Origin of the sequence: uncultured Brachyspira sp., from assembly GCF_944390845.1 — a bacterium.
In the GTDB taxonomy this organism is placed as follows: Bacteria; Spirochaetota; Brachyspiria; order Brachyspirales; family Brachyspiraceae; genus Brachyspira; species Brachyspira pulli.
Genome location: NZ_CALXRM010000009.1, coordinates 23,102 through 48,663, shown reverse-complemented (window position 1 = coordinate 48,663; position 25,562 = coordinate 23,102). Strand labels below are relative to the sequence as shown.

22 protein-coding genes, 4 tRNA genes and 1 other RNA gene are annotated in these 25,562 nt (G+C 29.1%); 4 read left to right on the top strand and 23 right to left on the bottom strand.

Going from position 1 to position 25,562, the window contains the following annotated elements; genetic code table 11:
* Positions 1 to 19: 19 nt before the first annotated feature.
* From fliD to Q0K52_RS03155, 15 genes are all read right to left on the bottom strand, one after another.
* Entirely contained in the window at positions 20 to 2,221 is a 2,202-nt protein-coding gene (fliD, locus tag Q0K52_RS03225) for a flagellar filament capping protein FliD (protein ID WP_297296395.1), read from the bottom strand.
* A gap of 228 nt (positions 2,222 to 2,449) precedes the next feature.
* The gene (locus Q0K52_RS03220) at positions 2,450 to 2,872 is read right to left on the bottom strand and encodes a helix-turn-helix transcriptional regulator (RefSeq protein WP_297296393.1); all 423 of its coding nucleotides are present in this window, start codon (positions 2,870 to 2,872) and stop codon (positions 2,450 to 2,452) included.
* Between the two features lie 2 nt (positions 2,873 to 2,874).
* Positions 2,875 to 3,558, bottom strand: coding sequence for a RadC family protein (locus tag Q0K52_RS03215; protein ID WP_297296391.1), 684 nt, complete (start codon positions 3,556 to 3,558; stop codon positions 2,875 to 2,877).
* 150 nt (positions 3,559 to 3,708) lie between these two features.
* Positions 3,709 to 5,220, bottom strand: a complete 1,512-nt coding sequence (locus Q0K52_RS03210) for a hypothetical protein (RefSeq protein ID WP_297296389.1) — start codon at positions 5,218 to 5,220, stop codon at positions 3,709 to 3,711.
* Between the two features lie 522 nt (positions 5,221 to 5,742).
* Positions 5,743 to 6,144 carry a hypothetical protein gene (locus Q0K52_RS03205; protein WP_297296387.1) on the bottom strand — a complete coding sequence of 134 codons (402 nt, stop codon included), beginning with the start codon at positions 6,142 to 6,144 and terminating at the stop codon, positions 5,743 to 5,745.
* Positions 6,145 to 6,270: 126 nt separating this feature from the next.
* On the bottom strand, positions 6,271 to 9,813 hold the full coding sequence (locus Q0K52_RS03200; RefSeq protein ID WP_297296385.1) for a hypothetical protein: 3,543 nt from the start codon (positions 9,811 to 9,813) through the stop codon (positions 6,271 to 6,273).
* A 23-nt stretch (positions 9,814 to 9,836) separates the two neighbouring features.
* Positions 9,837 to 10,661, bottom strand: a complete 825-nt coding sequence (locus Q0K52_RS03195) for a hypothetical protein (protein WP_297296383.1) — start codon at positions 10,659 to 10,661, stop codon at positions 9,837 to 9,839.
* A gap of 261 nt (positions 10,662 to 10,922) precedes the next feature.
* Positions 10,923 to 11,888, bottom strand: a complete 966-nt coding sequence (locus Q0K52_RS03190; protein WP_297296382.1) for a hypothetical protein — start codon at positions 11,886 to 11,888, stop codon at positions 10,923 to 10,925.
* Positions 11,872 to 13,215, bottom strand: coding sequence for an LptA/OstA family protein (locus Q0K52_RS03185; RefSeq protein WP_297296381.1), 1,344 nt, complete (start codon positions 13,213 to 13,215; stop codon positions 11,872 to 11,874). Before Q0K52_RS03185 ends, Q0K52_RS03190 begins: the two co-directional genes overlap by 17 nt.
* The gene (gene lptC / locus Q0K52_RS03180) at positions 13,199 to 13,774 is read right to left on the bottom strand and encodes an LPS export ABC transporter periplasmic protein LptC (RefSeq protein WP_297296379.1); all 576 of its coding nucleotides are present in this window, start codon (positions 13,772 to 13,774) and stop codon (positions 13,199 to 13,201) included. Before lptC ends, Q0K52_RS03185 begins: the two co-directional genes overlap by 17 nt.
* On the bottom strand, positions 13,752 to 14,303 hold the full coding sequence (locus Q0K52_RS03175; RefSeq protein WP_297296377.1) for an HAD family hydrolase: 552 nt from the start codon (positions 14,301 to 14,303) through the stop codon (positions 13,752 to 13,754). The genes lptC and Q0K52_RS03175 overlap by 23 nt, the downstream gene beginning before the upstream one ends.
* Before the next feature lie 29 nt (positions 14,304 to 14,332).
* A tRNA-Arg gene (locus tag Q0K52_RS03170) sits at positions 14,333 to 14,405 on the bottom strand.
* A gap of 25 nt (positions 14,406 to 14,430) precedes the next feature.
* Positions 14,431 to 14,513: transfer RNA gene (locus tag Q0K52_RS03165), tRNA-Ser, on the bottom strand.
* A 61-nt stretch (positions 14,514 to 14,574) separates the two neighbouring features.
* Entirely contained in the window at positions 14,575 to 15,324 is a 750-nt protein-coding gene (gene truA / locus Q0K52_RS03160) for a tRNA pseudouridine(38-40) synthase TruA (RefSeq protein WP_297296375.1), read from the bottom strand.
* A gap of 69 nt (positions 15,325 to 15,393) precedes the next feature.
* Complete coding sequence (locus Q0K52_RS03155) at positions 15,394 to 16,377, bottom strand: ABC transporter substrate-binding protein (RefSeq protein ID WP_297296373.1); 984 nt, start codon at positions 16,375 to 16,377, stop codon at positions 15,394 to 15,396.
* 166 nt (positions 16,378 to 16,543) lie between these two features.
* Here Q0K52_RS03155 and Q0K52_RS03150 point away from each other — a divergent pair, with 166 nt between their 5' ends.
* Complete coding sequence (locus Q0K52_RS03150; RefSeq protein WP_297296371.1) at positions 16,544 to 17,596, top strand: DegT/DnrJ/EryC1/StrS aminotransferase family protein; 1,053 nt, start codon at positions 16,544 to 16,546, stop codon at positions 17,594 to 17,596.
* Here Q0K52_RS03150 and Q0K52_RS03145 read toward each other — a convergent pair whose 3' ends face one another.
* From Q0K52_RS03145 to Q0K52_RS03110, 8 genes are all read right to left on the bottom strand, one after another.
* Positions 17,597 to 18,445 carry a toxin A gene (locus Q0K52_RS03145; RefSeq protein ID WP_297296369.1) on the bottom strand — a complete coding sequence of 283 codons (849 nt, stop codon included), beginning with the start codon at positions 18,443 to 18,445 and terminating at the stop codon, positions 17,597 to 17,599.
* Positions 18,446 to 18,594: 149 nt separating this feature from the next.
* Positions 18,595 to 19,896, bottom strand: coding sequence for a recombinase RecA (gene recA, locus Q0K52_RS03140; protein WP_297296367.1), 1,302 nt, complete (start codon positions 19,894 to 19,896; stop codon positions 18,595 to 18,597).
* Between the two features lie 136 nt (positions 19,897 to 20,032).
* Positions 20,033 to 20,127: signal recognition particle sRNA small type (ffs, locus tag Q0K52_RS03135), an RNA gene on the bottom strand.
* A gap of 31 nt (positions 20,128 to 20,158) precedes the next feature.
* Positions 20,159 to 20,244, bottom strand: a tRNA-Ser gene (locus tag Q0K52_RS03130).
* A 15-nt stretch (positions 20,245 to 20,259) separates the two neighbouring features.
* Positions 20,260 to 20,333: transfer RNA gene (locus tag Q0K52_RS03125), tRNA-Arg, on the bottom strand.
* Between the two features lie 77 nt (positions 20,334 to 20,410).
* Positions 20,411 to 21,151, bottom strand: coding sequence for a hypothetical protein (locus tag Q0K52_RS03120; RefSeq protein ID WP_297296365.1), 741 nt, complete (start codon positions 21,149 to 21,151; stop codon positions 20,411 to 20,413).
* A gap of 19 nt (positions 21,152 to 21,170) precedes the next feature.
* A complete protein-coding gene (gene rsfS, locus Q0K52_RS03115; RefSeq protein WP_297296363.1) occupies positions 21,171 to 21,590 on the bottom strand; it encodes a ribosome silencing factor in 420 nt (139 codons plus the stop codon).
* Entirely contained in the window at positions 21,574 to 22,800 is a 1,227-nt protein-coding gene (locus Q0K52_RS03110; RefSeq protein ID WP_297296361.1) for an LCP family protein, read from the bottom strand. The genes rsfS and Q0K52_RS03110 overlap by 17 nt, the downstream gene beginning before the upstream one ends.
* 263 nt (positions 22,801 to 23,063) lie before the next feature.
* Between Q0K52_RS03110 and Q0K52_RS03105 the strand changes: the two genes are divergently transcribed.
* Genes Q0K52_RS03105 through msrB form a run of 3 tightly spaced genes read left to right on the top strand, consistent with a single transcriptional unit; the run spans position 23,064 to position 25,526 of the window.
* Positions 23,064 to 24,035 (top strand): hypothetical protein, encoded by a 972-nt coding sequence (locus Q0K52_RS03105; RefSeq protein WP_297296359.1) that lies wholly within the window; start codon positions 23,064 to 23,066, stop codon positions 24,033 to 24,035.
* Positions 24,036 to 24,045: 10 nt separating this feature from the next.
* Entirely contained in the window at positions 24,046 to 25,032 is a 987-nt protein-coding gene (locus tag Q0K52_RS03100) for a hypothetical protein (protein WP_297296357.1), read from the top strand.
* Between the two features lie 11 nt (positions 25,033 to 25,043).
* Positions 25,044 to 25,526 carry a peptide-methionine (R)-S-oxide reductase MsrB gene (msrB, locus tag Q0K52_RS03095; protein ID WP_297296355.1) on the top strand — a complete coding sequence of 161 codons (483 nt, stop codon included), beginning with the start codon at positions 25,044 to 25,046 and terminating at the stop codon, positions 25,524 to 25,526.
* Positions 25,527 to 25,562 lie beyond the last annotated feature (36 nt).

Sequence of the window (25,562 nt, the reverse complement as noted above, 5' to 3'; positions counted from 1 at the left end):
ATTATTTATTAATATAAAATTAGTTACCGCCATTATTTGGATTCAAAGAAGATTCAAGTCTCTTTCTTTCTCTTTCTGCTTGCTGTAATTCTGCCTGCATCTGATAATATGAAGCAAGTCTCTGTTGTCTATATTCTTCAATTCTGTCTTTTTCAGCATCCATACGTTTTTTATTATCTTCTAAACGGCTTTTTGTCATTGTAATACTATTTTCAACAATACCTCTTGTTTGAGAATAAGGAGTAACAAAGTCACTCATAGCATAAGCAACACCTGTATCTGGTATATCATCTCCTGTTGTATCATTAGAGAATAATTCTTCTATACCGTCCATTTGAGTTTCAATTTTATTCATAAATTTTTCTTCATCAACCTGTAAGAAACCTTTTTTAACTTTTGACCAATCCTCACCAGCATTACCTCTGTTTATACCTATTTGGTCAAGAAGTGCTAATTCTTCGCCGTATTCTGTTTCATAAGAATCAGCAACTATCATTCTTACACGCTGTGATATAGTGCTTACAAGTCCATTACCGCTAAATACACCAACATAATATAATTTTTTTCTCAAAGCGTCATCTGTCATATCAACATTAAACTCTATTCCTAAAGTAGTAGCCAAATCGTTTAAATCGGTTCTATTCATAGCTTCAAGTCCGTCTCTTATATCTCTTGATAAAGGTCTTTGAGTAGTATCATTTAATAAGTCTATTACTTCGTTGTATGCTCTTATAAAATTAGCTATAGCATTAACTACACCTTCTTTATCTACTTCAATAGTAGTGGCAAATGCTTCAGGAGTAACTTTTTTAGCTGTTATATTAAGACCATCAACAACATCATTGAATTCATTAGTATCACTTAATACATCGATTCCGTCTATAGAAGCTCTGGCATCTGTAGCTTCTGATATCAAATAGTTAGGAGCATCTTCTTCCCTGCCCATATCTTCTATAAGCAAATCTTTATAAAATACATTATAACCGGCATTTTTATTTATTAAAACAACTTCTGTTATAACATCGCCAGGTTCAAACTGTCCGCCTATTGGTATATTAAGTCTTTGCCAAGATGCACTTATAGTAGGTAAAGCAAAGAATTTCTCTACTTCATCACCTGCTTTATTAATATATTTAACTCCTATTATTTCAGAATTAAATCCAACCTCATCTATAGGTTCTGGTGCCTCTGCTTCCTTTCCTTCCTTAGCTTTACGTTCTGCCTCTAAAGCATCTTTATATTTCTTTATATCTTCAAAAGTTCTTGAGCTATCAGCTGGAGATAAACCTTCTCCGTATAACTCTACATCTTTATAAATTACACTATCTATCTTATTAAATGTCATTCCTGTATCTGGTATAGATAAATCTACTGTAGGAGGCATAATAGGTGCTTCTTCATCATCTAAAGTATCTGAAACTCTTGCTGTTATTGATAAAGTAATGTTTTCATTAGCCTCTGCTTCTCTATGTAAAGGAAGTGATAATTTATTTTCGCCTTGAAGAACTATAAAGTCATTTTTTACCATATAATTAGTAGTTAAATTATCTGATTCATCTTTCCATTTGCTTAAAAGTTCCTGATTAAATATATGACCTAAATATCTGTAAGGTCTTCTTGTAAACATATTCAATTCTTTCAATATGCCGGAATCATCGCTTACAACTTCAACTATATTTTTAGAGCCTGTTTTTACTAAATCCATAGTAAGAACTTGTAAATTTCTTGATTTTTGTGTTATTGTAGTTTTGATTTTTTTACCGAATGCTTTATCAATGGCTTTCTGTAAATTTACCAAGCTTCCGCCTGCAAAATCTATAGTAGTTTCTTCTTCGCCTATTTTTAATACTATCTTTCCTGCCGGCAAAGTATCAGCCATATTGAATGCTTTTGAGGAGAATTTTTGACTGGCTGCTATATCTCTAATACCTATATCATAAGTTGTAGTATTGGCAACTCTGTTTGCAGTAACAGTAAAATAATCCGGAATACCATCTCCTACACCTACAAAATTTCTAAAAGGGGAACGGAAACCATATAATTCTTTTGAAGCTGTAGCAAGAGTATCAAGTCTAGCTTTCAAATCTTCATAAGCAGAAATTTGCCTTTGATAATCTCTAGCATTGTCCGCTAAATTAGAAAGAGTTGTACTTCTCTTATTAACTTCAGCGTCAACTGCATTTTTATATACTTCATCAAGAAAAGCTCCTGTTGTTGCCATAAACAAATCTCCTCTTAAAATATACTATATTAATAAAACTAAAATTGTAATATTTAAGTAAAAATAAATCTATTTTTAAATTTTCGGAATACTTTAAAAATATATAAGAAATATTTATTTTATTTCAAAAAATATTATGTTTATAACTGTATAAAATTACATAAAAAAAGAGAATGAACCTTATAATACTAAAGATTCATTCTCCCAAAACATAAGAAATAAAATTGATTAATCGATTATATTTTTCAAATCCTTTATAATTGTATCTATATTTGATAACTGCAATGTGGAATAATTCTTTAATTTGTTTGCTATGCATAGTAATTTTTTTGTCTTTTCTATATGATCATAACTAAAAAATATAGCTATAGGAACATTCAAGGTTTTTGCTATTTTATTTAAATTAGTTATTGATATATTTCTTTTTCCTACTTCAACGCTTTGTAAATATTTAGAAGATATGCCAGACACTTCTGCTATTTCTGATATAGTTTTCATTTGTGATTTTCTTATGGCACGTATATTTTTACCAACTGAAGATATTAATTCTTCATAATCTATCGGTCTTTCTTTTTTATTATTATCATCTTCTGTTTTGCTGTCGCTGACTATACTATTATAAAAAGGTTTTTTCAAATTAGTAGTAAGCATATTCACACCTCCGCTTCTTTTTTATACTTATCAAAGACTCCATCTTCTCTAAAGCTATAAAAAGAATTCCCGGCAATGATAATATGATCCAGCATTCTTATATCAACCATCTTAAATGCTTTATACAATACCTCAGTAATATCAATATCTTCTTTTGAAGGTTTTGCTATGCCAGAAGGGTGATTATGTGTTATTATAACGTAACTAGCACCAAGAGATAAAGATTTTTCCACTAAATCTCTCGGATATATAGTAGCAGAATCTATTGTTCCTCTAAATATATTCTCCATAGATATAAACCTTTTATTTACATCTAAACAAACTATGCAAAAAGTTTCAAATTTTAATTTTCCCAATTTCACTATAAGATAATTGATTAAATCCTTTTTCTTAAAATGAGGGGCATTAATTTTTAAGCTGCTTAATAAATAATATTCTAACAGAGAAGGTATATTCTTAATAAGTTTTATTTTCTTCTCATTAAGACCTTTTACCTTTAATAACTCTTTTTCTGAAGCATTTACTATATTATACAAATTATAAAAATTATAATAAAGCTTGTCTACTATAGTATTTGCTTTCTCTAAAGATATACCATTAGATATAATAGAAGCCAGCATTTGTTTTTCGTTTACAATATCGGCATTACTATATTGCAGGCGGTTTTCATAAAAATCATTATACATAAATACTTCCTTAATAAATTATAGTATAGCCTATAGTTAAACAAATTATTTTTATAAAATAAGCCATTTATTAAAGAAAATAAACAGTATATATTTTACTTTTTATTAATTTTTTAAAAAAATTACAATTATTCTAAAAAAAGTTGTATTTTAATATGATAATGTATATATCAATTTTATTTCTCCTGCAGTCTCATCTGCACCTATGGTATCATTTTTTATTGTAATTATAAATTCTTTAATTTCGCCTTTTTTAAGAGTAAAACTTTTATCATAAGAGATATTTGCAGTATCTCCTACAGAAGAATCAAATACAAACATATCTTGTGTTTTATCATATTTAAACTTTATCATAGGTTTTTGATGCTCTATTAAAACAACATCACCAACCACCTGAGGTATTTTATATGTTTTATCATACATAGTTACAGCAGCATCTAAAGAAAAATAAACTTCATCTTTATCTTCGTATTGAATATCTGCGGTATAAACTGTAGAAATTAGGCTTTTTCTCTCTCCTATATTTACAGTTGTTAAAGAATCAAAAAATAAACTAGGCTTTTCTTTCGAAGCTACTGTATTTAAGACAGGCTCTTCAGTATTTAAACTGCCTGCAAATCTAATATCATAGCTAAAACCAGCATAATCATAATATTCTGTTTTTCCGCCAAATTTAGTATTCAAAGTTTTTGCACTGATATTTTCTATTTCTAAATTCTGAACCTGCAAAGCCATTTTATTTTTTTCAACAATTTTTATAGGCATATAAGGTGAGCGTCCATCTTCAATATTTTCATTAGCGATAGGTCTGCCTAAATCTATCTTACCGCCATATACTCTAGGTGCATATCTATTATTATTTGCTATAGAATCTGAACACCATTTATAAATTTTTATATCTCCATTTGGAAGAACTATACCAACAGGATCGTATTCATAAAAATAATTAAATCCATCAACTGCAAATTTTATTTGACTGTTTAAATTAGCACTGTCAGCACTAGCCTCCCAGCCCAATTCAACAGATCCCCATTCCATAGGAGCTGGTATTCCTACAATAGTTTTCCATTTTACAGGTATCGCAAATGCAAATACTAATTTTGAATATCTATCTATAGCTATCAAATAATTGTCTGTTTCAAGTCCTGCTGTACCAGTGAATCTGTAGAACCAGAACCTTTTTAATCTTTCGCTTTTATTGTATGCACTTGTTGATGAAAAAGTAGGATTCATATTTTCATACATATAATATTTTACTTTTGTTACAGTAAATCCGGCCGCTTTAGTATTAGTGCCGTTATAAAAATATTCATTTCTTGAAGAATCTTTCAATTTCCATTTATCGTCTTTAATTAGCATATATCTAGGTTCATTTTTAAGCCCAAAAGAAGCAGCAATTACATAATCATCATGAAGATTAAGCGTAAATCCGCCGTAATTTTCTTCATTCCAAGGTCTTTCACCATTATAATTATAAAATGGATCTTCTTCCGGCTTCAAAATATCTTCTCCGCCTATATCTGGTTCTTCTGTATCTCCTCCGCCTGAATCACCATTAGCCATTTGCTGATAATAATATCTAGGATTGAAACCGCTGCTGCAAGTAATTGCAAACAGTGCTATAAAAAGCACTGATAAAATAATAAATAAAGTATTTCTCATAAAATAAAATCTCATTAATAATTTTTATGCAATAATTATACTTATAAAATAAATTAAGTAAACAATATAAAATACATATTAACAATAAATAAGCAGAAGAAACAAAATATTTTTTATTATTGTTATGCTTGCCTACGCCTAAAGGCTTAACTTAATAAATTAAGTTAAGGGCTTCGGATCGCTTTTATATTTCAATTCTAATATTTAAAAATTATTTTTTTATTATTGCTAATAAAAATTGTCCGCTCTAAGGTTCTGTCAAGTAAATTTGCCAGAGGCGAACAATTTTTATAAATAGCTTTATAATATTAAAAAATTATTATTTATTATTATTGTTATGCTCGCCTACGCCTAAAGGCTTAACTTAATAAATTAAGTTAAGGGCTTCGGCTCGCTTTTATATTTCAATTCTAATATTTAAAAATTATTTTTTTATTATTGCTAATAAAAATTGTCCGCTATAAGGTTCTGTCAAGTAAACTTGCCAGAGGCGAACAATTTTTATAAATAGCTTTATAATATTTAAAAATTATTATTTTTTTGTTTTGATAATTTTTCATTAAATATTATATCATTACCTTGTCCGTCTTTTATAGTAATAAATATATTATTAGCATTATTTCCTAAATTGAGCATATAAGTATAGCCTTCATACAGCTGTGATTTTACAGTCATATATATACCTGAAGCTTCAGAATTAACGCTCAAAGTTTCATTAATAATTACATCTCCTGCTGTATTACCAAGAACAGTAATTATTAAATTATTATTTTCTTTGTCATTAATCTCAACAGCAACCTTTTTTGCCTCATCTTCATAAATGCCTTTTCTATTGCTGAATTTAACACCTCCAGCCCCGCCATAAGGGGAACTGCATGAAACTAACACCAAAAATATTATAAAAAGTATAGATTTTTTTATCATTTTTCCATCCTAACATTATATAAATTATATTATATAAAAAAAATTTTGTTTGTAAATATAGCCAATAAAAAAGCGGAGAGAGTTTTTTAATTCCCTCCCCGCTTGATTTTTTAGTTATAACAATATTTATTTAGTGACTCTAGTGGCATCTAGAACATAAGAACTTCCAGAACCAGGAGTTATTATAGTACCATACTTAGCACTTATTTTTATAGTATTCTCACCTTCTAACACTATCCAGCCATGTCTAATATCTCCAAGAGTACCACTTGTACCTTCTGGAACACCATAAGCAGCATTATAATGATTGGCTTCATTATTATCATATCGGCTTAAACTATAAACTAGCGTCTTTGTATCACTCCAACTACCAAATATACCTTTTTCTTGATAACTTAGAGTGCATTGAGTACCATCTTCACTAAATTTATAGGTTACATTCTTATATCCATTATACTCTTCAGCTTTAGTAAATTCAGCCCCTCTAACCCTATCAGTGAATATTGGACCATTATCTACAAATGAAGTCTTTCCAACCTCTGTAGAAGATGATCCTTCCTTCTTATGAAGAGTATCATCATTACCAGGAAGAGCAACTGTAATAGACTGCCCATTGTCTGAAGTATATGATGCATCTGTTTCTGTTTGTGCTCTTAAAGTATATTCTATTGTTTCTGTGCTTCCGTTCCATGTAGCAGCTGTATAAGTTAATTTATTAGCTGCAGAATCAAATGCATAGCTATACAATATCAAGCTCTTACCAGTAGGTTTTGTATAATCACCAGGCAATGCGGATTTATCTGTGTTAATGTACTCGCTAGTATCTCTGAACTTATAAGTTTTACTTTTTAATCTATCTATAAAGTTAGCAACTACAGTCTGCGGTTCCAAATAACCAGCATAGTGTGATATAGCACTTGTAGCACCAGCTATAGGAGAAGCTCCAAATGACCAATATAATACTCCGTCTTCAGTACCAGTTTCAGTATCAGTATCTAATCTCAATCCCCAATACCAACTTCCATCTGTTGTATACTCTGCTTTATCGCTGTTTTTATATTCAGCAGAGAAATTATATGTATCAACAAGCTCATTATTCTTGTAATGGTATAATATTTTACCGGAAACATCGAATCTATATTCATAGTTGCCGTATTTATCTTTATAAGTTTTTCCTGCTACTCTGTCAGTAAAGCTTATTCCAGGATCTTCATAGTTTAGATAACCTACTAATTTTCCTTCTAAATGAAGTTCATTATTAGAATTTTTAAGCTCAAATGTTTTATTCTGTTTTGTAGGAATCTGCTCTTCATACATACCCTTAACAGCTTTATCTACAGCCTGATAATTATAGTACATATTTGAGCTAGTCTGCTTATCTGTCTTAGTATTAGTAACAACATGTATTATGTAGTTACCAGCAGAAGAGAATGTATAATACTGCATCAAATAGCTGTTATCCTGATTTCTCATCTTATAAGTCTGTCCTGCCACTGAAGCCATAAATCTGTCTACTGATACACCACCCTGCTCAGTAAGATAAGCTTCATATCCGTAAGCTGCAGAATTAAGTATGTCGCCTGCAGTAGCCAAAGCACCTGTAGACATTTGTATCATAGTACCAGTTTTATTAATTCTTAAAGCCCAGTATTTGAATATCAAAGCACCGTTTTCTATATAAACAGCTTTAGTATAATCTGATCCTGAACTTCCTACATTATCAGTTATAGTATATGTAATCTCTTCTCCGCTTGGATAAACATAAGTAAGATTTTTTCCGCCTGCATCAAATATATATTTATAGCTTCCGTCAGGTGCATAATAAGTAGTACCTGAAACTATATCCAAGAAATATGCACCTCTGTCTTGGAAGTTAAGCTCGCCTGCAGCTTCATCATTTTTCATCAAATGTATTCCACCACTTTGAAGAGTAAATGTATACTGCTGACCATCAAGGCTGTATATTGCTGTTTTACCTTTATCTTCTACTAATGTATAAGTTACAGAAGTATCTTCCTGTTTAGGTATGCTTTCTATATATGTAATAGTTTTACCATCGCTGCTGAACTGATATTTGAAAGTTTTTAAACTTCTTCCATCGCCAGGTGTACCTTTATAATCTCTGAAAGCATATACTTTATTAGCAACTTCATCTGTAAAGAATTCTATTACAGATTGATCTACATTCAAATATCCTGGAGTTGAAGTTACTCCTTCAGTTTTAGTACCGCCAGGGGAACTGCCTGCTCCAACTGACCAGTATAACACACCATCTTTAGTGCCTTCATGTTCATCTAATCTTAATCCCCAATAAGAGAATAAACCGCCATTATCTACTTTATATACTGCTCTGTCGCTTGCATCCTGATTATTGAAAATATATCTCTTATCAAGTTTACCATTTTTATAATATTCTAATATAGTACCATCTATATTGAATTTATATGAATAACTTCCATCTTCAGCATCATATACTTTTCCTCTTACTCTGTATACAAATTCAGGACCCGGATCAACATAGTCTAATTCAGCTGATACATTATTAATGCTATCTCTTACTTTAGCATAGCTTTCTAGTCCTGTGATTGTTATATCTCCGTATTTCAATGAAGTAGCACCAGTAACTTCTACATAATCATAAGTTTTTTCTGATGTTTTTCCGTCATAGAAATGATCTAATGTTATAGTAACTTGTTTTCCGTCTTCAGAGAATTTATATGTATAAAGAGTTAAACCAGATCTTATACCATAAGTTTTACCTTTGAACTGTTCTAATATATCTTCAGGTTTGATATCTGCCACATTTACATAATAGTAAGGAGAACGTCCTGCACTTTCCTTATCTGTATATCCTGCTATATCTCTTGTAGAGTCATGAACTTGAGGGAAAAATGCATTAGCATCTTTAGCCATTTCTTCCTGATATTCTCTATACAAAACCAATTCTAATTTATCCTCTGTTTCATTATATTTCATGAAACCTATAGGGTCGTATTCATAGAAAGGTCTTTTATCACCCCAAAGCTCTACCGCTTCAAATGCTGTAGGATAATATTGTCCCAATTTTGAGTCTGTTTTAGTTATTTTACCATAAGCAAATACTAATTTTGAATAAACATCAATTGCTATCAAATAGTTATTTAATGGAACAATAACAGCCTCACCTTTAAGTCTATAGAACAAAAATCTTCCCATTCTTTCTGACTGGTTATAAGTACTTTCTGGATCAACTAATGGATTTTTATAGTCATATCTATAGAATGTAGCCTTAGTAATTTCATAACCTTGGGCTTTATTTGCTCCGTCTTTAGCATTATATTTTTTCTCTGCTGTTAACGCATCTGAAACTGCCCATTGTGTACCGTCTTTAAAGAATGTATAAACTGGAACATTTTTTCCGTCAAAACTTGCACCGAATAAAAAGTCTAATATTTTATTACCGTCAAATCTATAATTAATATCATTCCATTCACCAACTTTAAATGGATCCTCTTCTTCAGGAATGTTTTCACTTCCTCCAACATCTACTTCTCCTGAAGGCGGATCTTGTTCATTTTCAGAAGCAGAATCTTTTTGATTATAATAATATCTTGGATTAAAGAAATGCCCCCCGCAAGACATCATAAAAACAGATATTATTAATAAAAATAATAAATAACTCTTTTTCATATCATTTCCTTAAATTTAAAAAATTATCCTTTAAATGCCAAACCTATAGTAAGTCCGAAATCTAATGAGTTTATATAATAAGATTTTAACTGTGTTGTAGGATCAAATGCAGGTCTATTCAATTGGCTTAAACCAGCATTCATTAAATTTAATAAACTATCAGGCATTGTTATATATTTAGGACTGTATATGTTAAATCTTGTATAAGCTCCTAATATTACTTCTACTCTGTCATTGATAGGCTGATTGTATTCTATCATAAATTTAATACTGAACATAACAGGGTTCATATTTTTAATCATAAAATCAGTAACTATTATTTCTCCGATTTCTGGAGACATTATCTCACTATTGTTACAATAAGCTAAATATTCAGGAGATAAGTCCGCTATTAATTTACCTCCGATATGAAGACCTAATGCTAATCTGCTGTTTAAGAAATAAGCTTTAGTACCTATACCAAAACTTATTACTGGAGCATAACTAACATTGATATACATATCAGCACTTACTCCGTCTATAGTATTTCCTGCAACCTGTCCTGCAAATCCATTACCTACACCTATAGAACCAAATAAACTCATACCGCTGAATTTAGCAGGGTCTAATCCGCCAAACCATCTTTGAGAACCAAACAAATAACCTAGTTCTGCTTCTCCGTCCATAGTGTAACCTACAGAACCTTTCATAAATGCTGCACCTATCTTATCCAAATCTTCCTGACTTATTGAAGGCATAGTTGCTGTTCCATTAAAGTTTGCCTTTAATGCCCAAATAAAACCTTCCTCAAATCCGTAAGCCGCTGAAAAGCTTGATAATAATAATAAATAGATTAATATTTTCTTCATAAGAATTTTCTCCCACTTTTTTAAAAATCGACAAAATATATAAAATGTTTATATGCAAATTGTAACTTCTTTTTACTTTAAGTAAATAGTATTTTATATAAATTTACGACAAATTTACTATTATGTTTATTTACATATGTAGAATTTTATACATTTTATACATATTTTCTAGACATTTTTTTCATTTTGTATTATTTTTTATAGACATTTATCAGATAATGTTTATTTTTATATAGTTAATTTATACTATTTTTAATGTAATTACATTTTTATATTATCTTTATATTCTTTGATTGTTTTATATGGGGTTTTTAATTGGAAGTTAACTATATTACTATACCAGTTAACATAATCGAATCTATTTACTTCAGCCATTATAGAATGTTTATCTTCATGAATATCATATTTTGGGAACATCATTGCAATAGTTTGAACAATGTAATAAGAGAACATATCTTTTATTGTTTCATAATCTGCATTAGACTGCAAAAAATGATAGGTACTAATTATAGCTATTGATTTACAAGGTCTGATTTTATTATTCTCAAGTACCAATCTATCTACAAAACCTCCATCAGCAATAGACTTGACACTCATGCCAACATAATTTGCTGTAAGAGGCATATTTACAATAATTATAGATGAATCTTTAAATTCATTAGCTATCATTCTCCAATATAAAGCAGTATAAATCATAAATCTATTGCCTACCAATAACTCTTTTCTAGTTTGTAAAGGTGTACTCCAAACATCAAGTATGCTTTCTACATAAGATGGTGCTATACTTTGAGCTATAGTGTATAAAGGAGTTCCATATTCGTATCCAAATAACCTTTTTATATTAAAACTCGTTTCGTTAGAAAGCGAATAAACTATATTTTTTTCTAATTCATTATAATCTATATTTTTTATATCTATAAAATTACTTTTGAATATATCTGCATTATTGACTATTATTTTTCTATTGGCTCTATAAAATGCCTCATCTGCAATACCATTCTTTAAATTATATTTAATATTATAACCTAAAATATCATAAGTAAGTTTGGACAAATCATCATCAAAAATATCTAAAAAATCTCTAGGCTTAAAAGCTGATATAGCATCATCTTCAATATAAGTTATGTTTACTTCATATTTTTTTTCTTTTTTTAAAGGTTCAGTACTTTCATGACATGATAATAAAAACAAAGATATCAAAATTATTATATTACTGAGGTATTTCACCGCTAACACCTGTAGCTTCTATTTTTTGGGTATCTATAAAATACTTTATTTCTCTGGCTCTTACAACACTATCTTTTTGTTTTAAATAAGGTTTTTCACCCCAAAGTCTTAAATATTTTTGCTTATCAAAATAAGTTGCCCAAGCACTTTGAGAATTCATATCTTTTCCTTCTACATATACATTACCATTAGCACGCAGTTTTTCTTCATCATTAAACATCTGCATAGTAACTGAAGTAATTTTTATACTTCTATCTTCAACATAGGCTTTAGGAGAACCTATTACTGTAGCAACTTTTGTGTCTGGGTCTAAATGAAGTAAATCCCCCTCTAAAGATAAACTCTCATCATAATCAATCATTACAACATCATTGTGAAATATTACATCTTTAAATTGCTCATCTTTTTTATATTCTATCCATTCTCCAAAGGCAATAATTCCTCTGTCTGGTATTCTTACAGAAGGGTCTTGATACATATATATATGTTCATTATCGATTTCATATTCTATATAACCGCCTTTAAGTATCATATTTTCTTCATAGAAAAAGGCTGTTACATTGCCATAAGCATATAAGGTACGAGTCTGATTATCTTTGCCGCCATATTCGTTTAAAAATAATCTATCTGCAACTATAATATTATAATTACTAACATTACTTTTCTTTTTATTAGTTTCCCCAGAATTAATATAATTATTTGTCTGAAGTACGTATATCTTACCTCTGCCCATAACATTAGCTGTTGAATTTTTGGCATTATATTCCAATATTTCACCCTCTAATTTATCAGAACCTTGATAAAGTCTAGGATTTCCTGTTAAAAGAGCCGTTTCTTTATCCATATCATATATTAAATTATCAGAATATCCATCAGTTTTCCTTTTACTTTCCCTATCAACATGAGTCAAATGAACATTACTTATAGCTTTTGCAATAGGAGTATTAAAGTCTCTTTCCATAAAAGAACTTCTTATTGTCATATTATTTGTAGGAGATTTCAATACTGGTTTATTTTTAACATAAGCATATCTTGTTTTTCCATTATAACTAGCATAACCGCCTGTTATTGTAGAACCATTTGTTTTACTTAAAAGTCTAACTCCGCCGCTGAATGTAGCTAATTCTGTTTCCTGATAAAAAGTCATAACATGACTTGTAATAACAGCAGATGTATCTTCTAATTTTGCATTACCTGTATATTGAAAAACTTTTGTTTTATTATTGAATGTAAATTTATCAGCACTTCTTCTTGATTGAGCAATTAAAGTTAATGCGAATATAAATAAAATTAATACAACTAAAAAAACTTTATTGATCTTCAGCAATAGGCACTCCTATAGCATCACCTTCATCAACTTCATTATATATCGTAATATGCTCTAAGCCCATATCCCCTTCCATACTGCTGCCTGTAAGCCAGCTTCCGTCTTCCTGTTCTACACGTATAGGAACTGGACTTTTAAATTTTTGTTTTTTATTATCCCATTGCAAATACTCTGTATAAAGAGTTGTATTATTCGAAGATTTTGCAACTACATTTGTATATATTTGAGCAAATAATGTTTCTTGATTTATAGTAACAAATTTACCTAAAATACTAGCAGCTATTGTGTGATTTGAGTCATAAGTATATGTTCTGCTGTCATAAAGTTCAACTATTTTCTTTTTATTATAAAATTTAGCATTAGTAGCATAAGAATCTAATTGTTTGAAATTTGTATCATAACTTTCCCGTCTGAATCCATAAAATTCCATATCTGGCGGAGGTACAAAATCATCTTTTGCTTCAAATTCTTTTCCAAGTTCTTTAAAATTAGTACATGAAATAAAGAATATACATAACAAAAAAGATATTAATATATTAAAATTGTTTAATAATCTCATTATAAATACCTTTAGCCTTTAAAATCATATCGACAGCAACTCTAAAAGCTCCATATCCGCCTTTCTTACTTACTATTATATCGGCAGCCTTTCTAGCCTCATCAGTTGAATCTTTAGGAGTAAAAGAAACCCCAACATATTTCATAACTTTTAAATCTATTAAATCGTCGCCAATATATGCCACTTCTTCTTTATTTAAACCATATTTCTCTATCAAAGTCAAAATAACAGGCATTTTATTTTCTTCGCCAAGTATTAAATCTTCAAAACCATGTTTTTTAAATTTATCGAATCTAGTCTTTATAGCATTAGAATTGCTTCCAGATATAACAGCAATTTTAATACCAGACTTTAAAGCCATTACAACCCCCATTCCATCTTGGGTATGAAAAAATTTACTTTCGACACCATTATCATCGAATATTAATCTTCCATCGGTCATAACACCATCTATATCAGAAACAAATAATTTTATTTTTTTAAGCTTATTGATATTGAATAAATATGAAATAGAATCATTGATACTCATTTTCAGAATCTTTAATTAGGATAACTCTTTGGGGCTTACAGGACTCGAACCTGCCCACCCGGTTTAGGAAACCAGTGCTCTATCCTGATGAGCTAAAGCCCCTTATAAAAAGAAGCTAATAACAAATCGGAGAGTGTGGGACTCGAACCCACATGGGTGTTAGCCCGGCGGTTTTCAAGACCGCTGCTCTACCAATTGAACGAACTCTCCAAACGAATATGTTGAATATTATAACATATAAAAAATTTATTTCAAGTTTTTTTTTAATATTTTAACTATTTTTAAAAAAAGCACGCCTAAAATAAAGTCCATGTGCTGGTGCTGTAACGAATGCTTTTGCTCTATCTTCACTTTTTAATATATCTTCTATAAAATTAGTAGGCATTTTCTTTTTTTGCCCCTCTACTAAAGTACCTACTATAATTCTAACCATATTATGTAAAAAAGCATTGCCTCTTATTATAAAATATATAGTATCTCCTTTTCGTATAGCTTTAACTCTCTCTAAATATCTAAATTTAGAATCATTTTCATCTTCTGTAGAACAAAAAGAAGTAAAATTATGCTCTCCTATTAAATATTTAGCATATTCATTTATTAAATTCTCATCTATAACATTCTTTCTGTAAAACCAACTGTAACGCTCATAAAAAGGAAATGAAGTAGAACTATTTTGAACAATATACAAATATTCCCTGAATGTAGCTGAAGCTCTTGCATTGAAATCATCTTCCATTTCTTCAGCCTTTATTATTCTTATATCTCTATCTAAATAAGAATTCAAAGCTATATGAACTTTATTAATAGGAACAAGCATTTTTGGAACTCTAAAATTAGCAACTTGTCCTAATGCATGAACTCCCGCATCGGTTCTTCCGCAGCCATATATAGTAATTTTTTCGCCATATACTTTCTGTACAGCTCTATATATCTCACCCTGAACTGTTCTTAAATTCGGCTGTATTTGCCAGCCATAAAAATCTGTACCATCATATTGTATTGTTATTTTTATATTATTCATAATGCACCAAAAAACAAAAAGCCCATATAAAATTATATAGGCTTTTATTTAATATTTTAAATTTATTTATTATAGACCAGCTGGTATTAATACTCCAAGTTCCTGAGCAGCATTAGTATTTATGCTTAATACAGGATTTTTCATATACTCTATAGGCATATTAGCTGGAGAAGACTGACCGCTTAATATTTTTACTGCTTGTCCTGCTGTTAATCTTCCAAGCTCATAATAATCAATACCATAAGTAGCTAATCCGCCAGCATCTAACATAGCTGCTTCACCGCATATTACTGGTATTTTTGCTGGACTAGAAATAGCTATAACATTAGCCATACCAGCAGAAACCATATTATCTGTTGGCACATATATAACATCAACTTTACCAACCAAACTTTGTACAACTTGCTGTATATCATTTGGATTTGTTATTGTAGCATCTACATATAATAAACCCATTTCATCTGCTTTTTTCTTAGCTATATCTATTTGGAATTTAGAATTTGCTTCGCTTGAACTATATAAAAAAGCTACTTTTTTAGCTGAAGGTAGAAGTTTTCTTAATAACTCCATTTGTTCTTCAACTGGAGTTAAGTCAGATGTTCCTGTTACATTACCTCCAGGAAAACTATTATCTGCTACCAATTTAGAATCTGCAGGGTCAGTAACTGCTGTAATTAATACTGGTATATCTTTTGCCAAATTTGCAACTGCTTGTGCTGCTGGTGTTGCTATAGCAAGTATTAAATCCACTCTATCATTAACAAATTTTTGTGCTATTGTAACACAATTAGCTTGATCTCCCTGAGCATTTTGATAATCAATATCTATATTTTCTCCTTTTATATAACCTGCCTCAGCTAAACCATCTATAAAACCTTTATTAGCTTGGTCTAATGCTGAGTGTTCAACTAATTGTAATACACCTATTTTTAATACTTTATCTGTATCTGATGCTGCTGTATCTGTTGCTGTTTTGCTGTTTTCTGTATTTTTATTAGAACATGATACAATAAGCAACATTACAATAAAAAAAGAAATTAATAATTTTTTCATTATTATATATTCTCCTTAAAATTAGAAAAATTACTACTTCTAGTATAATATAATATAGCTATAATAAAGTCAAATAAAATTTACAAATATATATTTACCATTTATTGAAAATAATACATTTTATGATATCATCATTAATCATATTTTATCATTACGGGGCATTAAATTGATTAGACATTCAAGACCAACTATAAGAAAAAAAGATTTAGAATCAGCTTTAAGAGTTATGATTAGCGATAATTTAGCTACTGGAGATGTTATACAAGAATTTGAAAGAACTTTTGCTAATTATTTTGGAAAAGGTTTTACAGCTATATTCGTTAATAGCGGAACTGCTGCATTAGAGCTTATATTAAGACATTTAAAAGTTGGCGAAGGAGATGAAGTTATAATGTCATCGTTCTTAAATGCTTCTCCTCTTCAAGTAGTTACAAGTTTAAAAGCTACACCTGTTTTGATAGATATAGATGAAGATAGTTTCCAAATTTCTATGGATAATGTTATAGAAGCTATTAATGAAAAAACTAAAGCTATTATAGTTTCACATATGTTTGGAAATTGTGCTTTAATTGATGAACTTGTAGATATTAAAGTACCTGTTATAGAAGATGCATCTCATAGTTTAGGAGGAAAGTATAGGGATACTTTGCTTGGAAGTTTTGGAGATTTTGCATATTTTTCTCTTTCTGCAACTAGAATGATTACTTCAGGCGGTGCAGGCGGAATGATACTTACAAAGAAAAAAGGTATGGATTCTATAAGAGATATAATTCATTATGATAAAAAAGAAAATTTCATAAAAAGATTCAATTATTGTGCTACAGACTTACAAGCTTCAATAGGTATAGAAGAATTAAAACATCTTGAAAGAATGGTTGAAGTAAGAGCTGATATTGCCTCATTTTATGACAATGCAATATTAGAAAGTAATTTAATGAAATTATCAACTCATGACAGTGAAAGCCCTTCATATTATAGATATGTATGTATGCTTAATGGTAATATGAATGTATATGATGTAATAAAAATGTTTGAACGTCATAATGTAGAGGTGGCTAGACCAATATTCAAACCATTACATCAATATTTAAATTTGCCTAATGAAAATTACCCTAATACAGAAAATGCATATTTAAAAAGTATATCATTACCAATATATCCTACATTACAAAAAAATGAAGCTGAACTTATTTGCAAATTGATAAAACAAATTAGATAATCAGAATATTCTGTAAGTAAGCATTGCATTCATATCAAAATACAATCTTGCGGAATATTGAGGATGTGATATATACTGCCCTATTCTTAAATTTACTTCTGTATATATCCTATTTAAAAACTCATATTGGAAATGAGCATAAGCTCCTATAGAATGCCATAATTGTTTAGTATTATTCATATATGCCAACATATAATTAATACCAACTGTTAAAGGAAGCAAATCAAAAAGAACCATTGTATCAAGTTTATAAGATATATCATTCTGATCTCTAATCAAAAGCAAATCATAATCTAAATGGTATTTTCCATGCATATTATACACATATTTAAAAGCAAGTCCTGCCTGCAATGTTATTCCTCTGCCTTCAAATAAAGATTTCAAAAAACTTACCTTAAATGTTGGCATTACTTCTGCCTCAAAAGATAAATTTGAAGTTTTCGGAGCTTTTTCTATCCAATTAGTACCATAAGTTACACTATCAAAATTAGCAAATCCTCTTTTGGCATAAGATAGGTAATAATTAAGCATAGAAATTTTGGCATCTATATTAAAATACTCTGAAATAGAACTATTAACAAATATTGTAAGCCTATTCATTTCAGCACTAATATGGTCGCTTATTCCAACATCGGTTTTTATACCTTCCCAAATATATCCAGGAAATACATCTGATATAAACCTGTAAAAAAGTAATATTCTTCCGCCTCCGTCTAAATAAGGGCTGAAACGTCCGTTCAAATCCACACCTATATAAAGACCAGCCTGCATATTAGTCTGAGCAGAAAGAGGTTTAAATATTACAAAAATATATATTAAAAAAACAATCAAAAATTTTATTAATTTCATTTAAAAACATTCAATATTATAATTTTTATATAAGGATATATTATACCATTTTATAAAAATATGTACATTCTTTTTATTAAGAGAATTTACTAATAAATAAAAAGGCCTTTCAAAAGAAAGGCCTTTTTTAATAATCTATAAAAAATTTATTAATTTTTAACTGGAGTTACAATAGTATCCTCAAAATCATTATCGCTGTATGTTTCATCGTCATCATCATTATCATCTGAATAAGCTTCTTCATCACTCATCAAAAGAGAGCCTTCTTCTTCGTCTTCTTCTACTTTTTTAGATTTTTTCTTTGATACTGGGGCTTCAGCATTTTCATCATCATTGCTGATTTCTTTTGCTGCATCTTTAGCACCGCCGTTTTTCTGCTCCTCTAAATATTCAGCCAATTTTTCTTTAACTTTATCAACACCGCCCATATTCAATGTTTCTCTAATTTGTATTTCAAGTTCCATACGCATTTTAGGATCAGATGCTAAAAGTTCCCTAACCTTTTCCTTACCTTGTGCAATCTGCTCACCATTATAATAAAACCAAGCACCGCTTCTTGTAATGATTTTTGCTTCCATAGCTAAATCTATTAAAAGACCTTCTGATGATATACCTTTACCGAATATTATTTCCAAATTAACTACTTTAAATGGAGATGATAATTTATTTTTAACAACTTTTATTTTAACTTTATGTCCTATAGTATCATCGCCTTTTTTTATCCATTCAGTTCTTCTTATATCAAGTCTTACAGAAGAATAGAATTTCAAAGCCTTACCGCCTGTAGTAGTTTCTGTAGGGCCAGCACCATAACCAGTAGTAGCAATATTTTGTCTTAATTGGTTAATAAATATTACTGCTGTATTAGTATTGCTTATTATAGCAGTAAGTTTTCTTAACGCATGGCTCATTAATCTAGCCTGTAAAGCTATATGAGCATCGCCTATATCACCTGCAAGTTCGGCCTTAGAAACAAGTGCAGCAACAGAGTCTACAACAACAATATCAAAAGCTGTAGAAGACACAACTTTCTCTAATATTTCCAAAGCTTCCTCACCACTGTTTGGCTGAGAAATATATAAATTATCAATATCTACACCCAAAGCACTAGCATATACTGGGTCAAGAGCATGTTCAGCATCTATAAAAGCAGCATAACCTCCAGCCTTTTGTGCCTCTGCTATAACATGAAGAGTAAGAGTAGTTTTACCAGAAGCTTCATGTCCGTAAATCTCTATAATTCTTCCTCTTGGTATTCCTCCAACACCTAAAGCATGGTCAAGAGTTAATGCTCCTGTAGAAATAACATCAACATTAACTGTTTTATTGCTTCCAAGTCTCATAAAAGAGCCTTGTCCGTATTTTTTATTTATCTGATCTGTAATAGCCTCAATAGCTTCAGCTTTACCGTCTTTTTTTACTTCAGCAGTTTCTTTCTTTTTAGTAGCCATATTTTAAAATTCTCCTAAAAACAATATAATAATACATTGTATAAAAATACATTGTTTTTGTCAAGATATTAACAAGTAAAAATATAAAAAAATAATTAAAAAGGGATTTATAAAAGGAATTAATAAAAAAAGCCCCTTATAACAGGAGAACTAGCACCCAGTTGGGTTGACTTACCGTTGCTTCCTTCCGAACCTGGCGGATTCATCATCAACTGCCGTAGAACCCCGTTATAAGAGATGTAAAACAAAAAAAACATATATACGGAGAGAGTGGGATTCGAACCCACGGTACTGTTACGTACACACGACTTCCAATCGTGCTCCTTCAACCAGCTCGGACATCTCTCCTAGTATTAAGTTAAGCGTGCCTGAGAAGATTTGAACTTCCAACCTTCAGAACCGCAATCTGATGCTCTATCCAATTGAGCTACAGGCACTTAAGCATTTTAGTTTATAAATTATAACATAGTTAATATTTTTTTGCAAATATTAATTATTATAAATATCGATTTATTTAATCAAATACTCCCTGTCCAACTTTTAAACCTAATTGTACACCTAAATCAAATGATGATAAGTTTCTGCTGTCAACCATAACTTTTTCAGCACCTCTCAAATCTATACCAAAATCTGTTCCAACATAAGCTCCAACTAAAAGTGCTACATCTTCATGAACATAGAAAGAATAGTCAAAAGTTAATTTCACATAAGTAATAACACTATTTTTCATAATATCATCTATTTTTGAAACACCATAATAGCCATAAGTTTTTGTGCTAGTATTATTTTCAACAATTTCTGTTGAATGTGTTAAATATAAAGGTATTTTTACACCTAAACCTAAACCAAAAGCAAAATTTTTATAATGGAACTTAGGAAGTATACCTACAGAAAAATTCTCAAAAGTATAATATTCTTTTGATTTAACTTTTACACCATTTTGATCATAAGTACTGCCTAATCCAAAAGAATCATGAGCATATCCTAAATCAGCTAATAAACTTATTCCTATATCACCATCTGATACCAAATATCCTGCCTGTATATTTACTCCGGCATCAAAACCAACTGTACCGCTGCTTTTTCTATAATTATTTATATAATCTGCTGTAGCATCTTTTGAAAAATTAACATCATAGAAACCAAAACTAGCTCCTATTGGTATCATTAAACCAAATTGCCATCCGCTTTCAGCAAAAGAAAGTTTAGCAAATACTAACATAACAGATAAAATAATTATGGTAATTTTCTTCATAATACACTCCTTATTTTATTTAATTCATATCTATTTTTTTAGCCTCATGCCATAATTTATCCAAATCATAATATTCTCTGCCTTCTTCAGTAAATATATGAACTACTAAAAATCCATAATCTGTTAAATACCAAAGAGACTCAGGATCATTATCATTTTCGGCATAAGGTACTACACCATCTTCTTTTAATTCTTTATAAACTGCATTTGATCCTGCTTTCATTTGAGGCGAAGAAGAAGCTGTTGCTAATATAAAATAATCTGATAATGTTGTTACTCCGTCTAAATCCAATATAACAATATTTTCAAGCTTCTTATCATCTAAGGCTTTAGCTGCTTTTAAAGTTAATTCTTTAGCTTTTTCTCTATCTATAAATTTTCTCTTTTTAGTATTTGATTGATTTTCATTAATATTTTCTTCATTATTGTGTAATTTCATAATAGTCATTCCCCAAAATTAATACTGCATTATTTAATACTCTTCTGTCTGTTTTGGCATATACACGGCTTACCCGGCCTTCATTAGCCACCATAAATGCCTTTTCTATTTGACCGTCTCTAATAAGTACAACACTTTCATTCAAATTTGTAATAAAGTTTCCATATTCGCCAGCCGCAAAACCTCTGTAACGCATTCTAATATTTATTCTGTCAGCAAGCCCAGCAACTGTTGTAGCATTTAATACACTCAAACTAACATCTTCATTATTTAATTCACTTTTCTGTGTTTTAAGCTCAACATACAAAGTTAAATCATTCATCTGTTTTTTGAATGCACTTCCTTCAAATATAGGTGTTAAAATTCCATTATCATCAACTCTTGCATCTATATTTTCTATAACCAATGTTCTTTCATTGCTGTTTGCTAGTATATCTAAAAATGCTTTTACATCTGGAGGTCTTAAATTACTTTTTATTTTAGAAGCTATAACTTTTCTCATATCTTTAGAATGAATAATATTTCTAAGCTGAGGACTTTGTATTAAACCTATTGCAGAATTTATAATTACATCTTCAAGTCTGTACAAGGTCTCTATATCTTCATATCCATTCATTGTCAAATAATGCAGATATGATATTACTTTATTGCTTGTAAATAACCACTCGCCTATTCCAAATGAAAGTTCGTATCCTTTCTCCTCGTCTTTAAATTCGATAGGTTCCTCTACATACATCTTGATTCCGCCTATCAAATCTATAATATCAGAAATTTGATTATTATCAATAGCAATTCTATAAGTTATTTTTTTATCAACAGAATTTTCTATAGCCTTAAAAACTGCATTTTCTCCTCCGCTTTTATACAGCATATCTAAAGGTACAGGCGGAGAATCAACATTTTCCCATAAAGCTATATTTCTAGGAAGACCTATTAATCCTATTCTATTATGTAAGCTGGATATGATGCCGACATAGGAACCGTAAATCTCTTTATCATCATCTATAAACAAAACAGCAAAATATAAAGGCTCATCATTTTTTTTAGCTATATTTAATTTACTAACAAAGAAATAGTAAAATATAAAACCTATAATAAATGCTATAAGAATGCCTGAAAAAAGAACCAGCATAGTAGCTTTTTTATTAGCCTGACTTATGGTCCTAAGAGCTTTCTCATCATTTATATTTTTTTTATTATAATTTGTCATCTATATATAATATATTATGTTAATTAAGTTGTCAAACATATTTAAATATCAAAAGATAAATCATATAATATTTTTTATGTTAACTATTGAAATTGTTAGAGTATTATAATATACTATAAACTAGAGGTAATTTATTAATTATGAATTTTTTTAGAAAAATATTTTTTATTTTTGGAATACTTTTATCATTAATATCTATAAATGCTTTAATGTCATATCGTAGTCCAAAAAAAGATAAAGAAATAACTAAAGATTATTGATATATGTTTAAATATAAAATTGTATTATTTATTATACTTTTCTATAGTATAAATCTTTTTTCTATTACAATAACTATGCTGCCTTTTTCCACAACTAATGAAGCTTGGATAAGCGAATATAATGTTGATGATGGAATGCCAAGAGTTTTACAAGACTCATTAATTAATACAAAAATGTTCAATGTTACTGATTATGACTTATTAATATCATATTTTAGTTCTTATGACATTGTACTTTCATATAAAACAATGCAGACAAATTTGCAATTGGCTTCTGAATTTATAAAAGAAACTTTTAATTCAGATTATATGATAACTGGTGAAATTTTAGATTTTACTCTAAAAAAAGGCAGGAAAGATACTGCAAATGTAAAATTTAAAGTAGATTTAATTGATATAAATACTTTAAGAGTAGTAAAGTCATTTACAGATAATGGAACTTACACGCTTCCTGGTAATAGTGAGGTATATTCTTCTGAAGATGCTTTATTTACAGAAACTGCTTTAGGAAGAGCTTCAGCTGTTGCATTTAATAAAATTGCTAATAATATATCAAAATTTTTAGGAAATCCGCCTCTAATAGGTTTAGTCACAAGAATAGAAGAAAATAAAATATATATAAATCTTGGTAAAAAAAATAACATAGTTAAAGGTGCTGAATTTAATATTTATAAAGTAGATAAAATATTAGATATGCCGGAAAATCAAATAACTGTATCATCTAATTTCAGTAATATACCAAAAATTCCAAATACAATAACAACTAATAATAGAGGATATATGGCAGTCAGAAGTAATGAAAAAGGTGATGTATGGTATACAAGTGAAATGCTATATAAATACAGATATTATAAAAATGTTGAAACTCTAGTAGGTACAGCTAAGGTTATAGAAATATATGATAATTTTGCTGTATTAGAAAATAAAAATCAAAATAAAATAGAACCAATGATGTTAGTGAAAATAAAAAATTAGGAGTCAATAAATGATATCTAAACAAAATGTAATATATAATGAAATTGATAAAGAAGATTATTATATTTATATTGATCAAAAAACAAGTAAAGGAATATTTACGCCTTATTATAAAGGAAGCTGTAATAGTTTTTTGTATGATTTTAAATTAGATATATGCAGAACATTTCATAAAAATGCTAGATCATATTCTATTATAGATTTATCATTAGACGGTACAAAAGTAATGACAATATCTGTTACAAGTAATGACAGTCAAAATAATGTATTTAAAATAATAGAAATTGGTACAAATAAAATATTACTTGAAATAGATAATCTATATGTATATGAAGCTAATTTTACTGCTAACCCAAGATATATCATTATGAGAGCTAGAGATATAAACATTATGAAAGTATTTATCTATGATATAGAAGCAAAAAAAGTAGTACATACTTTAAAAGAGAATATTTTTATAAGAAGCGGTTGTTTTGATGAAAAAAGAATAGTATTTACATATCCTTCAATTACAGAAAATAAAGTAATTAACCATATTAATTTTAATACATTAACTGAAACTAAAGAATTTATAGGGTATTCTGATATAAAAATTTCAAAAATTTTCCATGCTAATGCTGAAGAATTATTATTATTAGATCATGAAACGTCTATATCACTATACAGCAATGGAACAAAAATAATATGGAAAATACAATTTTTATCATTTTTGAATCATTACAGCGGAGGATTTTTCTATCTTAAAGAGGACAATAAAATATATTTAGATACTCCAGCTATAATTCAAGAGAAATTATCAAATAGTCAAATTGATGCTATGGTTTTATATAGAATAGATTCATATAGCGGAAATATAGAATCTATTCAATTACCTGCAAAAATTAAATACAAAAAATTTACACATATGTTTGATTATAGGTTAATAGATACAACTGGAAATATTTTTGATATAAAGGATAGAACAGCTTATTCTTTCCCTTTAAAAATACATAGATAAAGAATAAAATTATGAAAAAAAATATTTTAATAATTATAATAACAATAATAAGTCTTATATCTTGTGATAAAGAAGATGACGAAAAGATATATTCTGTTTGTGAGGGCAGTACTAATACAAAAAAAGAATTATCTGCAAAAGAATATCATGTGTTAATAAATAAAGGTACAGAATCACCTTTTTCAGGGGCACTACTAGATATAAAAGAAGATGGTGTATATGTATGTAAAATATGTTCTACACCATTATTTCATTCGGAAGCAAAATTTGATTCAGGAACCGGATGGCCTAGTTTTGATGATGCTATAAAAGAAAATATAAAATTAGTAAAAGATGGACATAGAATAGAAGTAATATGTGCTAATTGCGGCGGACATATGGGACATGTATTTTATAATGAAGGATTTACAGAAAAAGAAACCAGATATTGTATTAATTCAGTCTCTTTAAATTTTGTAAAAAAATTCACTAATGAAAATGATGCAAATAAATAATTAAATTAGGTAATAAAGAATAATCAAAAATACGGA